Origin of the sequence: Corynebacterium sp. UMB0012, from assembly GCF_030216265.1 — a bacterium.
Lineage (GTDB): Bacteria > Actinomycetota > Actinomycetes > Mycobacteriales > Mycobacteriaceae > Corynebacterium.
Window position 1 is genome coordinate 27,353 of sequence record NZ_JASOKQ010000016.1, and the last position, 13,361, is coordinate 40,713.

The window sequence follows — 13,361 nt, forward strand, 5'->3', positions numbered from 1 at the left end:
TAGCCCTCGTTATGTTTCTGGGAATCTCTGTGGACGCATGGTCCTCTATCTTCATCGGCGTCCTCATCCTCGCTGGCACCATTACTCAGGGCACCATCGGCTTTGGTTTAGGCACCATTGCCACGCCCATTATCGCGCTCATTCGACCTGAGCTCGTGCCCACGCTCATTCTGCTGCTGGCACTGTGCATTTCCAGCTATACGCTCGCGCGCACCTTCCGCGAGACATCCTGGCGCGTGGTGGGCATTTCCTCCCTCGCCCGCATTCCCGGTTCCCTGGTGGGCGCGTGGGCAATCGCCAGCCTCTCTCCCGATGGGCTGTCCATCTTCATCGGTTGCGCCGTACTCCTTGCTATGACGCTATCCAGCTTGGGCTGGAGCCCTCGCCCCACCACCGCCAATACGCTCATCGCCGGCGTAGCCTCCGGCATCCTGGGCACCTCGACCTCCATCGGCGGCCCGCCCATGGCGCTGATCATGAAGCGCTTCGACCCAAACCGCACCCGCGGCACCTTGGCGGGCACCTTTGTCCTCGGAACCTTAATTTCTCTTATAATTCTGGCGTTTAATGGGCAGATCACCAGCACTCAGGTGACCGCAGCGGCGGCCTACTTCCCCCTCGTTGTCGTGGGTCTCGTTGCCGCCAACTACCTCAACCGTTTTATAGATAGGCGCCTCCTCAACCGCATCGTCATCATCGTGGCCATCTGCGCGGCGCTCATGCTTATTGCCGAAGCCGCCCTTTTCTAGCCCTACCCGCTACCCCTCAGCGGAAGGCCCCGGCAGGTTCCAGTTGCGGAACACGTCAACCTCTGCAATGTAAACGCCTTTAACTTATGTCACGTAACATTCACGCTTAGGCATTTTATAACCTCTTTCCACCCGCCTAAATGCAGCGTACGGCGCATATTGTGACATGTCCACAACTTTTCAACAGGGTGCCAATACCTTTCTCGCAGCCACAGGAACACCCCCACCTAGGGGTGTTACAAATTTAAGTCGATCGGCCATTGTATATACATCTATCCATCAATAATTTTTCACACACTGCCAGCCATCTAGCGGGAATAAATCCCAATAAACAGGTTGGTCTATATAAAAAATACCCACCTTCCGCTCCAGTAAATATATAGACATCTAAGAGATGAATTAGTTATGAGCCTGTTTTAGCGTTTTCTTAGCGCAACACTGTGAGTTGCTGGATTTCATTCATAAGTTCATTCATTTTCTACCTGCCCAGGAGAAGTTCTATATGTCGATTCGTCGTCGCATGACCGGCCTGACCGCCGGCCTCATCGTCGCCGGCACCGCTTTCGCGGCACCGCTGGCTGGCGCAGCTACCCAGACCGAGTCCTACCCGGAGACCCCGGCTCTGAACCCGGATCTGCCAATCATCCACACCACCCACGGTTCCGACCACAAGAAGGCGAACGTCCTGAACCCTCGCCCGGTATGCAACCCGTGGGAGGACCACCGCACCGTGGTCTACAAGGTCTCCGATCGCTTCCTGCCGGCCGGCACCATCTCCACCACCAACCAGACCAAGAAGGACATCCCGCTGCAGCAGGATCTGTCCAAGTCTCAGTCCATCTCCCTTTCCGTCAACGGTGACCGCACCGAGACCACGTCCATGAACCTGGGCGGCAAGGGCTCCGGCAAGAAGGGTGAGGGCTCCTTCGGCATCTCCCACGAGATCGCCACCAAGATCGGCGCTAGCGCTTCCTACTCCCTGTCCTGGGAAGCTGGCCAGTCCATCGGACCATACGACGTTCCGCCAAACCACACCGGTGAAGCTACCTACGGCTTCCGCGTGCTGAACATGACCGGCACCCAGCAGTACTGCAAGCCTAACGGCACCTGGTCCACCCCGACCGCATGGAATGCAATGCAGCCGGTAAAAAACGAGGTTCGCGTCAAGCTGTACGACAAGCTGTCCGACTCCTACGCTCCTAACAAGGACGCTCAGAACACCACCGACGTCAATGACCCGAAGGTTGTTGAAGAGGACAAGAACCTCGAGGCTGACGCAGAGGTAATCAAGGACTCCGAGGGCAACGCCAAGGAAGCAACCGAGAAGGTCTCTGAGGCAGAGGGCAAGAACGAAGAGGCTGCCGACAAGAAGAAGCAGGAAGAGGTCGATGCCAAGGAGGACAAGAAGGACTCCAAGCACAAGCTCGACCTCGAGCCTTACCTGACCGTGTCCGGCGCTAAGCACGCTGGCTTCGCAGGCACCGTTGCTCTGCGCGCTAAGAACGTTGGCTCCGAGCGTTACTACGGCGAGTTCCCAGCTACCCAGTTCCGCGTTGACGTGAAGACCGTTAAGGGCCCGAAGGGCGTTGACCGCCTCATCACCCCGCGTTCCTCCAACGGCGCTCACATCCGTGACTTGGGCTTCAATGAGAAGACCTCCACCCGCTCCTTCGAGGTAACCCTGGCTAACCCGATTAACGCTGGCGAAGAAGCTCGCATCGCTAACCTGGACTTCGGCGACGGCAAGACCAAGGAAGGCCGCCTCATCAACAACATCGAGGTAACCCAGACCTCCCGCATCAAGGGTGATGACTCCAAGCACAACGACCAGAACGTTGACTCCCGCGAGCACACCATGAAGGACACCGGCAAGAAGGCTGAGGGCCTGTTCTAAGAACACCCTACTTCTGCCCTAGGGACACAGTTTCCTAGCCAGTCACTTCCAGAAGGCCGCTGCACCATCAAATGGTGCGGCGGCCTTCCTTCATGTCCCCCTCCCCATACATGTCATCACTCCGCTCCAGATGCCCCCACCGAGGCCCTGGACGAGCACCCAGAAATTGCAGAGCTCTTCGCTCCTCTTTCGCAGCTGCTTACCGACGAAAAGATGCAGGAACTCAACGTCCGCGTCGACGTCGATGGCGAGGACTGCACCACCATAGCGCTGGATTTCTTGAAGGAAGAAGACCTGATCGCGGACTAGCTGCGGCACCTTAACAAGATTCTCAAAGACCGCTGCACCACCCTCGGTGCGGCGGTCTTTAACATTTATTTAACGTAGATCACAAATTTGCTTTCGTTCGCTAACACCTTCAGATAGATTGTTTATGTTAGCTCATTCACAAGTACTGAAGGATGAATTCTATGCCTCACACTACTGCGAATGCGCCCGCTTCACTGGCCAGTTCACCCACTACCGGCGGCGCAGACACCCCCAACAACAGCCAGGTGACCGCCAATAAGGCCGTCAATAGCCAATGGACAATCACGCTCTTCGGCACTGCCGTGGGCGCAGGTATCCTCTTCTTGCCGATTTCTGCCGGCAGCTTCGGCTTCATCCCGCTACTGGTAGCCACTCTGCTCATCTTCCCGATGACCTACTTAGCCCACCGTGCCTTCTCCTGGATCATTAGCTACTCGCCGCTGCATGGCGAGGACGTCCTCGCGGTACTCACCCACTTCTTCGGCCGCGGCAACGGCATCATCCTCGCCATCATCTACTGGTTCACTATCTTCCCGGTGGTGCTCATTTACGGCGTATCGATTACTAATACAGTCGATAGTTTCATCGTCAACCAACTAGGCGGACCGGAAATTTCCCGCTACATCTTGGCACCGCTATGCGTGGGACTTATGACGCTGGCACTTGCCTTTGGCAATGCCATCATGCTGAAGATTGCCCAGTTCGTGGTTTACCCGCTCATCGTGGCGCTCGCAGCAGTATCGCTCTACCTCATCCCGCAATGGGACTTGGGTTCCTTCATGGAAGCCGGCGATCACAGCGCCGGCGGTGTGCTCAAGGCCATCATCCTTATCCTTCCCGTCTTGGTCTTCTCCTTTTCCTTTGTTGCCGCCATCTCCCAATTCTCCCTGGGCATGGAAAAGGAATACGGCGCGGACCACCACGCGCAGTCCGATAAGGTCATCCGCAACTCCGCCATCCTGCTGACCCTTTTCACCATGTTCTTCGTCTGGTCCTGCGCCCTGGCCATGGGCGCGGACGGCATGCAGGAGGCTAATGACAAGAACCTTCCGGTACTCTCCTACTTCGCCAATGAAACCGGCACCCCGTTTATGGCCTACATGGCGCCCATTGTTGTAATCTTCGCGGTGGCCTCCTCTTACTTTGGCCACGCCCTTGGCACCATCGAGGGGACCCAGTACCTCTTCAACCTGGCTGCACCGAAGGCCACAAAGAAGATGTCTACGCGCACGCTTGACCTGTGGACCTACCTCTTCATCTTCATCACCACGTCTCTAGTAGGAATTTTCAACCCCTCCATCCTGGATATGATTTCTGTCGTAGGCGGCGTCTTCTTCGCCTTCATGACCTACCTGCTGCCTATTTGGGTCATCTACCGCGTGGAGGCACTAGCCCGCTTCCGCGGTAAAAAGACCAACTACTTTGTGGCAGTCATGGGCTTAATCGTGCTCTTTGCCACCATCTGGGGAATGTTCCAATAATCGCACAAAAACGTGGCTCGACAAGGACTTTTCCTGTCTGGCAAGGTGGGAGACATCATGTCAGAACAGGAAAAAGATCCCGACCTAGAAATCAAGCTCGGGCAGAACAACGAAATCAAAATTAAAAACAAGTACGAGACGTTTTCCATTGCCAATGACATCGCCATCTCCGTGGTCTTCATCCTTGGCTCGGTGCTGACGCTGGCCGGCATGTCAATGGTCGCCACCGTCTTCTATATTCTCGGCAGCCTAGGCATGGCAGCCCGCCCGGCCATCCGCCTGAAGCGCCGCACGCACCTGCAGCGCATTGGGGCAGATGCCAATACCGCCGAAAGTTACGACTACTAGGCGCAATGGGCAGACGGGGCTAACAGTAAACTTTCAGCAACTGGCAGCGACCTATCAGGCGCAATCCATTGCAGTAGCAGCCCCGTACCCCATACTTAAATCATGCGTTTGAGAGAGCGCATACGAGAGAGATAGAGAGAACCCCTCAGTTTCCAGAGGGCGGCTAAAGCCGATACATGGAAACACCTTGTAGAGAGAGACGCCTGCGGCCCTCGGTTCCTTTCAGGTTCCGAGGGCCGCAGGCGTTTTACACGGCTCCAAGGTACTACTCGTGCAATTTATTCTTCTTCGACGCGAAGAGAACCGCGATGCCGGTCACCAGCGCCGCGGCCACCAAGTAGAAGGCGGGGGCAAGCTGCAGACCAGTGACGTCAATAAGCCAAGTGGCAATCATCGGTGCGGTACCACCGAATACAGCGTTGGCCGTATTAAACGTCAATGCGAAGCCGGACAGGCGCACGTGCGTGGGGAATTGTTCGGAAAGGAAGGAGGGCAGGACGCCGTCGTTAAGCGCCAGTACGCCACCCAGGCAGACCTGAATGATAATGACGAGGAAGAGTCCGGCGCCATCGAGAAGCATGAAAGCCGGAATGATGGTCACGCCCATGAACGCGGCCGCGCACAGCATCGTCGTGCGGCGACCAAGACGATCCGAAAGCATGCCGGTGAGCAAGGCAAAGCCCACATAGAATGCGGACGCCACCGAGGATGCGATAAACGCCGGCGTCGCGGCCATGCCCAACTCCTCCGACAGGTAAGTGGGCAGGTAGGTCAAAATGACGTAGAAGCCAATGGCGTTGAGCACCGCTCCCGCAAAGGCAATGGCCAGGGCCTTGGGGTACTTCAGAACCTCGCGCAGCGGGGACTCCTCCGGCTCATCCTGGTCCTCAAAGTGGGAGGACTCTTCCGTGTTGCGGCGAATCCACAGGCCGTACAGACCCAAAGGCAGCGCAATCAGGAATGGCACACGCCAACCCCAGGAATCCAGGGCGGCATCATCAAGGACTCCAGTCAGCAGCGCCGCAATGAGCGAGCCCAAGAGCAAGCCCGAGGCCGTCGCGGACGGCACCACCGCCGAATAGATGCCACGCTTGCCGGCCGGGGCAATCTCAGCCAGGTGCGTGGCCGCGCCCGCATACTCGCCGGCTGCGGAAAAGCCCTGCACCATGCGGCACAGCAACAGCAAGATAGAGGCGGCAAAGCCAATGGTGGCATAGCCCGGCAGGAATCCGATGCACGCGGTTGCCACCGACATCATCACAATAGACACCGTCAGCGTGTGGATGCGCCCGTATTTATCACCAAAGTGACCCCACACAATGCCGCCCAACGGCCGTACCAGGAACGACAGCGCGAAGAGCGCAAACGTCATAATCAGCGCGCGGCGGCCTTCCATCTCCGGAAAGAACACCCGGGAGATAATCGCCGACATATAGATATAGGCCGCATAGTCGAACCACTCGATGAAGGTGCCAATAAACGCCGCCTTAATGGCCGAGCGATGCTGGCGTTGTGTATCTTTTGCCTCTTCCACCTGCGCCGGCAGGGCGTCCTTGGCTGGGGGTTGGGCTGTGAGAGGAGACATGCTCCTCACCTCAATTCTGTAGCTCTACAAGCATGTGAAACGGCGCAGCCTGACTGCGCGCATATCTTCCACCCTACAGAAACCAACTATGCTCTATGTCACTTTCACGCGCCAATGTTGCACACATCCACCTCTGCCCCGCTTTCCGACGCCCTCCCCACCCAATTCCCAGCCACTAACAGCAACCCAACAACCAGACCCCATGGGCACTACAGCCCAATGCCCCATACTGAAATCGTGCGTTTGAGAGAGCGCATATGAGAGAGATAGAGAGAACCCTCAGTTTCCAGAGGGCGGCTTTAAGCCGATACATGGAAACACCTTGTAGAGAGAGACGCCTGCGGCCCTCGGTTCCTTTTAGGTTCCGAGGGCCGCAGGCGTTTTACTGCCCTAGCTAGAGCCTTGGCATTATGTGGCAGAAGGTCTCTGCGGAAGCTTTTTATCAAAATCAATTAGGCGGCCCAAGGCCCAATCCTTATCAGTAAGCAGGCGAGAAAAGACCAAACCGGCACCAATAGATCCAACTACCATCATTCCGGTCGCGACATTGGCCAATGCTTGATCCATTTGACCATCATTCAAATAATACACCGCTCGAAACATTGTGACTCCCGGAATCATAATCACTGCGGCCGGAACAGTCGTTGTAATACGGGGAAGACGCGCCATTTTAGAAGCAACTGCACCCAGCAGCCCTATGAGCAATCCACCCATGAAGGCCGCAAAGAAGATGGTTGTTCCCGCGTGAATTAGAATCAAACGAAGCTCATTTGCCACGGTTCCAACGCACGCCGCTACTAAGACCATGCGGCGGGAAGAGTTAAAAAGGAAGGCAAACCCTGCAATTCCTAAAAAACTTGCAACCGGCGCCAACAAAAACCACTGCATATCCTGTGCAGGTGCAGGTGGGTCAGGACTAAGTTTAGTCAGCCAGCTAACCATAGAGACCGTGAAAGCGGCCGTAAATATAACGGTGAAAGCATACCCCAGCCTGACAATCCCCGCATCAAGATCAAAGCGGGCTATGTCGATCAAAGCAGAGAAAAGTGGAAACCCGGGAATCAGGAATAAAACGGCCGCCACAAAACCCGAGGACAATTCACTGGGCTCCACCGAACCTAAAGCTCCGAAGATCTCCGTCAATAAAAAGAAAACTATGCTTGCCGTCGCACCACCAGCAATCACTCCCCCGATTTGATGAACGTGACGGTGGAGAACTGTATAACGAACAAACTGGCCTGCAAACGCCGCCAAAGCAACCAACCCCACTGCTTCCAGCGGGAAAAAATTAAGATACGCAAACGCCGCACATGCGATCGCGGCAGCGAAAGAAAGAATTAGACCGCCCCAGCGCTTTTTGACATTATGCTCAATAGTATCCAGCATCGCCGCTAATTCCTGAGCAGTGATCCCAGCGTAGAGGCGATTGTGGGTCAAATCTTCCAAGGCTTCAATCCGAGAGGCATCAACTGCAGGCGAATGTTGCCGAGCAATGACCGTCCGGAAGTATTCGCCGCGGTGAAACGTACAGGTAATCTGCGTCAGACCCACTGTGGCATCTAGATGGTCAAACCCCAATGCTCGTGCACTCCGTTTCATCCCTCTAAGTACGCGATAACCAGAGGTGCCGGCACCCATTAGGAGCATTCCCACCCGCAATACAACGTCCGCCTCGACACCCATTTGCCGATGCATCTCTGGATCAAATTGTTGTGCCATCTCTCCTCCTCTGACACTGCTCTTGGCGCACAATTAAAGACTTGTCGACCCCAACCCGATAGCGCGCTTGTAGTTTCCCTAGAATCTTACGCAAAAGAAGCCTCTTGTGAATCAGGCTCATCGATCCAAGAGCCTCCACCTTGATACCCGTAACCTGATTGAGCTATTTTTTATCCTCCACCAAATGACTGCCACTATATTCACAGGCAAATGACAGACCCATGGCAGCCTAGCGCATTATCTTGAATTTGTGTGTTCGAGAGAACGCAAGAGAGATAGAGAGAACCAGTTCCAGCGCCCTGTGGCCCCAAGCGAGGCCCGGGCGTTGGAGCTGTTTTAGGGGTCTGTAGGTTGGGGCGTGGAGGAAGAAGTGGGCGTCGGAAAGCGATGCATGGACCAAATTCGCGGTTATGGAGCCTGCGGACTACTCCCCCGCCACCTCATACAGCGCGCATGCCAAAAGGAATGGCCGCACCCCCTATTGGAGCCGTGCGGCCGAATGCTGCGCTTCGGCTAGCTGTTTCCTAGGTAACTCATCGCAGCGGCGATAAGGGCTTCGGTGCCGGTGCGCAGAGTAGGCTGGAGCAGCGGGGCGAAGTGCGGACTGTGGTTGGGGACATCCTTTCCTTCATCGCGGCCGGAAAATACCCAGAAGCAGTAGGGAACACCGAAGGCGCGGGCGATGGTGGAAAAATCTTCCGAGGCGGTGAGGGGCTCGGCATCAAGGACGCGGTCGGTGCCGAAGTAGGACACAAAGGCTTCCTTAAGGCGTTCCGTGGTGTCCTCATCGTTGCTGGTAAGCGGGTAGGAATCGTGGTAGCTGAACTCGGCAGGCTGCGGGCTGCCGGCAGCCTGACACTCGGCATTGACGATGCGCTCGATGGCGCCGGTGATTTTATCGCGTACCTGCTCGCTATAGGCGCGCACATTGATTTTCAGGTTGGCCTCGAAGGGGATGATATTTGCTTTCGAGCCGGCGTTGATGGCGCCCACGGTCAACACGCCGAATTCGGAGGGGTTGAGTTCGCGGGAGATGACCGTCTGCAAGCGCATGACAATGGAGCTGGCCAGTACCACGGGGTCAACGCTGAGGTGCGGCATAGAGCCATGCGAACCTTGGCCATAAACCTTGACGTCCATACTCACCGCGGTGGACATGAAAGGACCGGAGGCCAGCGCCACGGTGCCGGCGGGAAAGTTGCTGGCAAAGACATGTTGGCCAAGTACTACGTCCGGCGTGGCGACCTTATCCACAAGCCCGTCATCCACCATGGACTGAGCACCGGCGGCGATCTCCTCGCCCGGTTGAAAAATGAGCTGCAGCGTGCCGGACCACTGGTCGGTAGCCTGCGCCATGAGCGCGCCCATGCCCAGCAAGCTGGCGACGTGGGAATCATGGCCGCAGGCGTGCATGACGGGGACCGTGTTTCCTTCCTGGTCAACGGCGGTATCGGTGGAGGCATAATCCAGGCCGGTGTCCTCCTTAACCGGTAGGCCATCGAAATCCGCGCGCAGCATGACGGTAGGCCCAGCACCGTTTTCTAAGACACCGACCACGCCGCCGCCTACTTCAATTTGGTGAAAGCCAAGCTCAGAAAGCTTGTCCTTAATGATGCCCAGCGTGCGCTCTTCCTGCATGGATAGCTCCGGGTGCCGGTGCAGATCCTTATACAGCGGCTCCTGCCATTCCTTGACGGAGTCATAGTTGCTGCAAACGGTACGGACAGACATTGCTTCCTCCTGGTAGGCACGTGGTGGACTATGGAGCCAGTGTAGTGGGGCGGGAGGAAAGTGGTGCCGGCAAGCGGGGCATCTTTGTAACGTCGAGCATAGTTAAGCAGTGGAGCGACCAGCATCATAGGTGGTTGCGCTGCGACTTTATAGAATCTTTGATGACGTGTCCACCTTTAACTCATCGGCTTCTTATTATTCATCAGATGTTTGTTTTCTGTGTAGCTGGGTGTCACCTGCCCGCCCTAGATTGACCGAGTGACTTTTCAGGAAGACTCTCTCGGTGCCGGTGTCGTCGGCACTACAACCGCATCTCCCGCACGCGCGGAAAACTCCGGTGATTCCGCGGCGCTTGTCCGCAAAGCCAAGCGCAACCGCCACAAGGAATGGTTACTGGCCGCGGCGCTCTTAGCGCCGAACCTTATCTTGCTGGCCGTCTTTACCTACCGGCCGCTGCTGGACAATATCCGCCTCTCCTTTTTCAATTGGAATATCTCCAGCCCCACCTCCACCTTCGTGGGCTTGGATAACTATGTGGAGTGGTTTAGCCGCGATGACACGAAGACCATCGTGCTCAACACCCTGGTCTTTACCTTCTTCGCAGTGATTGGCTCCATGGTCATCGGCCTAGCGCTGGCCTTGCTGCTGAACCAAAACATTAAGGGCCGCAACTTTGCGCGCTCGGTGGTCTTTGCCCCCTATGCCATCTCCGGCGCGGCCATTGGCATTGCCTTCCAATTCGTCTTCGACCCCAACTTTGGCCTCATCCAGGAAATACTGGGCTGGTTCGGTGTGGACTCCCCCAACTTCTACGCAGTACCGGGCTGGGCCATGTTCATGGTGACCTTTACCTTTGTGTGGAAGAACCTGGGCTATACCTTTGTCATCTATTTGGCAGCACTACAGGGCCTGGATAAGGAATTAGATGAAGCTGCCGCTATCGACGGCACCGGACGCTGGCGCAAGTTCTGGCGCGTGACCATGCCGCAGCTGCGCAATACCACCTTCTTCCTATCCATTACGGTGCTGCTCAACTCCGTGCAGGTCTTCGACATCATCAACGTCATGACCCGTGGCGGCCCGCAGGGCAATGGCACGCAGACGCTGGTCTTCCAGATCTACAACGAGACCTTCGTCAACTTCCGCGCCGGCTACGGTGCGACTGCCGCCACCATCTTGTTCCTCATCCTGCTCATCATCACCCTGATCCAGGTCCGCATCATGGATAAGCGAGGTTAACCCCAACATGGCTACTTCTACCCTTCACATGGTCACGGATGAATCCCCCACCGCCCGCCGCGCCAAACTCATCGGCGGCTACCTGGGCATCCTGGCGGTCTTGCTGCTCATTGGCCTGCCGCTGTTTTGGATCCTCATGACCTCGTTTAAGGCCAAGGGCGATATTTATACCGACCCGGTCAATTGGCTTCCGCCGGTATGGGAGACTGAGAATTACTCCGACGCCACCACCCGCGTGCCTTTCTGGACCTACCTGCGCAACTCGGTGCTTATTACCGCAGTGCTATCCATCATCAAGATCGTGTTGGGAGTTATCTCCGCCTATGCGCTGGCCATCCTGCGCTTCCCGGGCCGCCACCTGGTATTCCTGCTGGTCATTTCCTCGCTCATGGTGCCCAGCGAAATCACCGTCATTTCCAACTACGCCCTGGTCAATTCCTTGGGCTGGCGCAATACCTTCGTGGGCATCATCGTGCCGCTGGCCGGCGTGGCTTTCGGTACCTTCTTGATGCGCAACCACTTTTTGTCCCTGCCCTATGAGCTGGTGGAAGCCGCCCGCATGGACGGCGCCGGCCCTATCCGCCTGCTCACCAAGGTGTTACTACCGGTCTCATGGCCCACGCTGACCGCATTTTCCGTCATCACCATGGTCAATGAATGGAATACCTACCTGTGGCCCTTCCTCATGGCGGATACAGAGGACGTTGCCCCGCTGCAGGTGGGTTTGACCATGCTGCAAAACAACGATGGCGTGACCAACTGGGGCCCGGTAATGGCCGCCACCATTCTCACCATCATCCCAATGATCATCATCTTCCTGGCCTTGCAAAAGTACATGATTCAAGGCCTTACCACTGGCGCCGTGAAGGGTTAGAAGGCTTCTTCCCCACCCACGCTCGCCGTTTCTGCTTGCTTTATTTTCCACCCCTTAACCACGCTTTTTAAGGAGAACTACATGCTACGCCGCAAATTCCTCGCCCTGGCCTCCACGGCCGCTTCTGCAACCGCACTCGCAGCTTGTGCCGGCACCTCGTCCACCAACCCGCAGGGTGGCAACGACAAGGGCGGCGACGGTGAAGTCACCGAACTGACCTGGTGGTCCAACCACCCGGGCACCTCCAAGGATATTGAGAAGGAGATCATCTCCCGCTTTGAAAAGGAGAACCCGGACATCAAGGTCAACCTCGTTGATGCCGGCAAGAACTACGAAGAAGCGGCACAGAAGTTCAACGCCGCTCTCACCGGCCAGGACCTGCCGGACATCGTGGTGCTGTCTGACGTCTGGTGGTACAACTTTGCTATCAACGGCCAGATCGCCAATGTAGACGACCTTGCCAAGGAAGCAGGCATCGACCTGTCTACCTATGTGCAGCCGCTCTATGAGGACTACAACTACGATGGCGGCCACTTTGCTCTCCCCTTCGCCCGCTCCACGCCGCTGTTCTACTACAACAAGGACGCTTGGAAGAAGGCCGGCCTGCCGGACCGCGGCCCGAAGTCCTGGGACGAGATGGATGAGTGGTCCAAGAAGCTGGCCGAGGCGGACTCCAAGATGAAGCCTTTCGGCTGGGGCGATGCCGTGGACTACCTGGGCTGGATCTTCCAGGGCCCGCTGTGGTCCAAGGGTGGTGCCTACTCCGATGAGTGGGACTTGAAGTTCACCGATGACAAGACCATCAAGGCCGTCGAGTGGCTCAAGGACATCACGGATGAGAAGAACGGTTACTCCTACGTGGGCAATGACATGGCCATGGAGTTCGGCACCGGCCGCGCCGCCGCCACCGTCCTGTCCACCGGCGACCTGGCGGGTCTGACCGATACCGCCAAGTTCGAACTCGGCACCGCCTTCTTGCCTAACCCGACTGGCGACGGCGCCTGCCCCACCGGTGGTGCCGGTCTGGCCATCCCGGCTGGCATCAGCAAGAACCGCCAGCTGGCTGCTATCAAGCTCATTGATTTCATCACCAATGAGGAAAACACCTGCTACTGGTCCCAGAACGTGGGCTACATGCCGGTGCGCTCCACCGCGGTGGACAACGAGGGCCAGAAGAAGTTCATGAAGGACAACCCGAACTTCGAAACCGCTATCAAGCAGTTGCCTGAGACACGCCCACAGGATAATGCCCGCGTCTTCCTGCCCGGCGCGGACCAGGAAATCGGCGGCGCCTTTGAAAAGATCGTCACCAACCGTGATGACGTCACCAAGGTGCTGACCGATCTGCAAAAGACCCTGCAGTCCATCTATGACAACCAGGTCAAGACCGTCATCAATAAGTAGGCTCTCGCAGCCCCTCCCCTTCCCCCAC

Annotated in this window: 11 protein-coding genes; 8 read left to right on the top strand and 3 right to left on the bottom strand. The window is 56.8% G+C overall.

Annotated elements, in window-relative coordinates; genetic code table 11:
- Positions 1-11: 11 nt before the first annotated feature.
- The 5 genes from QP324_RS08515 (at position 12) to QP324_RS08535 (ending at position 4,781) form a co-directional block, all read left to right on the top strand.
- A complete protein-coding gene (locus tag QP324_RS08515) occupies positions 12-749 on the top strand; it encodes a sulfite exporter TauE/SafE family protein (protein ID WP_239278727.1) in 738 nt (245 codons plus the stop codon).
- A 502-nt stretch (positions 750-1,251) separates the two neighbouring features.
- Positions 1,252-2,643, top strand: coding sequence for a hypothetical protein (locus QP324_RS08520; RefSeq protein WP_284766748.1), 1,392 nt, complete (start codon positions 1,252-1,254; stop codon positions 2,641-2,643).
- Between the two features lie 147 nt (positions 2,644-2,790).
- The gene (locus QP324_RS08525; RefSeq protein WP_284766814.1) at positions 2,791-2,952 is read left to right on the top strand and encodes a glycine betaine ABC transporter substrate-binding protein; all 162 of its coding nucleotides are present in this window, start codon (positions 2,791-2,793) and stop codon (positions 2,950-2,952) included.
- 161 nt (positions 2,953-3,113) lie between these two features.
- Entirely contained in the window at positions 3,114-4,433 is a 1,320-nt protein-coding gene (locus QP324_RS08530) for an amino acid permease (RefSeq protein WP_284815600.1), read from the top strand.
- A gap of 12 nt (positions 4,434-4,445) precedes the next feature.
- The gene (locus tag QP324_RS08535) at positions 4,446-4,781 is read left to right on the top strand and encodes a YrhK family protein (RefSeq protein WP_284815602.1); all 336 of its coding nucleotides are present in this window, start codon (positions 4,446-4,448) and stop codon (positions 4,779-4,781) included.
- Between the two features lie 265 nt (positions 4,782-5,046).
- On the opposite strand, the gene QP324_RS08540 is transcribed toward QP324_RS08535, so the two are convergent.
- The 3 genes from QP324_RS08540 to QP324_RS08550 all read right to left on the bottom strand — a co-directional run bounded on the left by QP324_RS08540 (position 5,047) and on the right by QP324_RS08550 (position 9,816).
- On the bottom strand, positions 5,047-6,366 hold the full coding sequence (locus QP324_RS08540; protein ID WP_284815604.1) for an MFS transporter: 1,320 nt from the start codon (positions 6,364-6,366) through the stop codon (positions 5,047-5,049).
- Between the two features lie 408 nt (positions 6,367-6,774).
- Positions 6,775-8,085, bottom strand: a complete 1,311-nt coding sequence (locus QP324_RS08545; RefSeq protein WP_284766752.1) for a threonine/serine exporter ThrE family protein — start codon at positions 8,083-8,085, stop codon at positions 6,775-6,777.
- 513 nt (positions 8,086-8,598) lie between these two features.
- Positions 8,599-9,816, bottom strand: coding sequence for an amidohydrolase (locus QP324_RS08550; RefSeq protein ID WP_284815605.1), 1,218 nt, complete (start codon positions 9,814-9,816; stop codon positions 8,599-8,601).
- A 258-nt stretch (positions 9,817-10,074) separates the two neighbouring features.
- Between QP324_RS08550 and QP324_RS08555 the strand changes: the two genes are divergently transcribed.
- From QP324_RS08555 to QP324_RS08565, 3 genes are all read left to right on the top strand, one after another.
- Positions 10,075-11,055, top strand: coding sequence for a carbohydrate ABC transporter permease (locus QP324_RS08555; RefSeq protein WP_269954383.1), 981 nt, complete (start codon positions 10,075-10,077; stop codon positions 11,053-11,055).
- Positions 11,056-11,083: 28 nt separating this feature from the next.
- Positions 11,084-11,929: a carbohydrate ABC transporter permease gene (locus QP324_RS08560; protein ID WP_269954385.1), complete on the top strand. Its 846-nt coding sequence runs from the start codon at positions 11,084-11,086 to the stop codon at positions 11,927-11,929.
- A gap of 81 nt (positions 11,930-12,010) precedes the next feature.
- Positions 12,011-13,333, top strand: a complete 1,323-nt coding sequence (locus tag QP324_RS08565; RefSeq protein ID WP_284815609.1) for an ABC transporter substrate-binding protein — start codon at positions 12,011-12,013, stop codon at positions 13,331-13,333.
- Positions 13,334-13,361: the final 28 nt, after the last annotated feature.

What these genes read in the sequence shown, in the direction of transcription:
- QP324_RS08515 (WP_239278727.1), top strand. Translation starts at nt 12, where the DNA reads ATGTTTCTGGGAATCTCTGTGGACGCATGGTCCTCTATCTTCATCGGC.
- QP324_RS08520 (WP_284766748.1), top strand. Translation starts at nt 1,252, where the DNA reads ATGTCGATTCGTCGTCGCATGACCGGCCTGACCGCCGGCCTCATCGTC.
- QP324_RS08530 (WP_284815600.1), top strand. Translation starts at nt 3,114, where the DNA reads ATGCCTCACACTACTGCGAATGCGCCCGCTTCACTGGCCAGTTCACCC.
- QP324_RS08540 (WP_284815604.1), bottom strand. Translation starts at nt 6,366, where the DNA reads ATGTCTCCTCTCACAGCCCAACCCCCAGCCAAGGACGCCCTGCCGGCG.
- QP324_RS08545 (WP_284766752.1), bottom strand. Translation starts at nt 8,085, where the DNA reads ATGGCACAACAATTTGATCCAGAGATGCATCGGCAAATGGGTGTCGAG.
- QP324_RS08550 (WP_284815605.1), bottom strand. Translation starts at nt 9,816, where the DNA reads ATGTCTGTCCGTACCGTTTGCAGCAACTATGACTCCGTCAAGGAATGG.
- QP324_RS08560 (WP_269954385.1), top strand. Translation starts at nt 11,084, where the DNA reads ATGGTCACGGATGAATCCCCCACCGCCCGCCGCGCCAAACTCATCGGC.
- QP324_RS08565 (WP_284815609.1), top strand. Translation starts at nt 12,011, where the DNA reads ATGCTACGCCGCAAATTCCTCGCCCTGGCCTCCACGGCCGCTTCTGCA.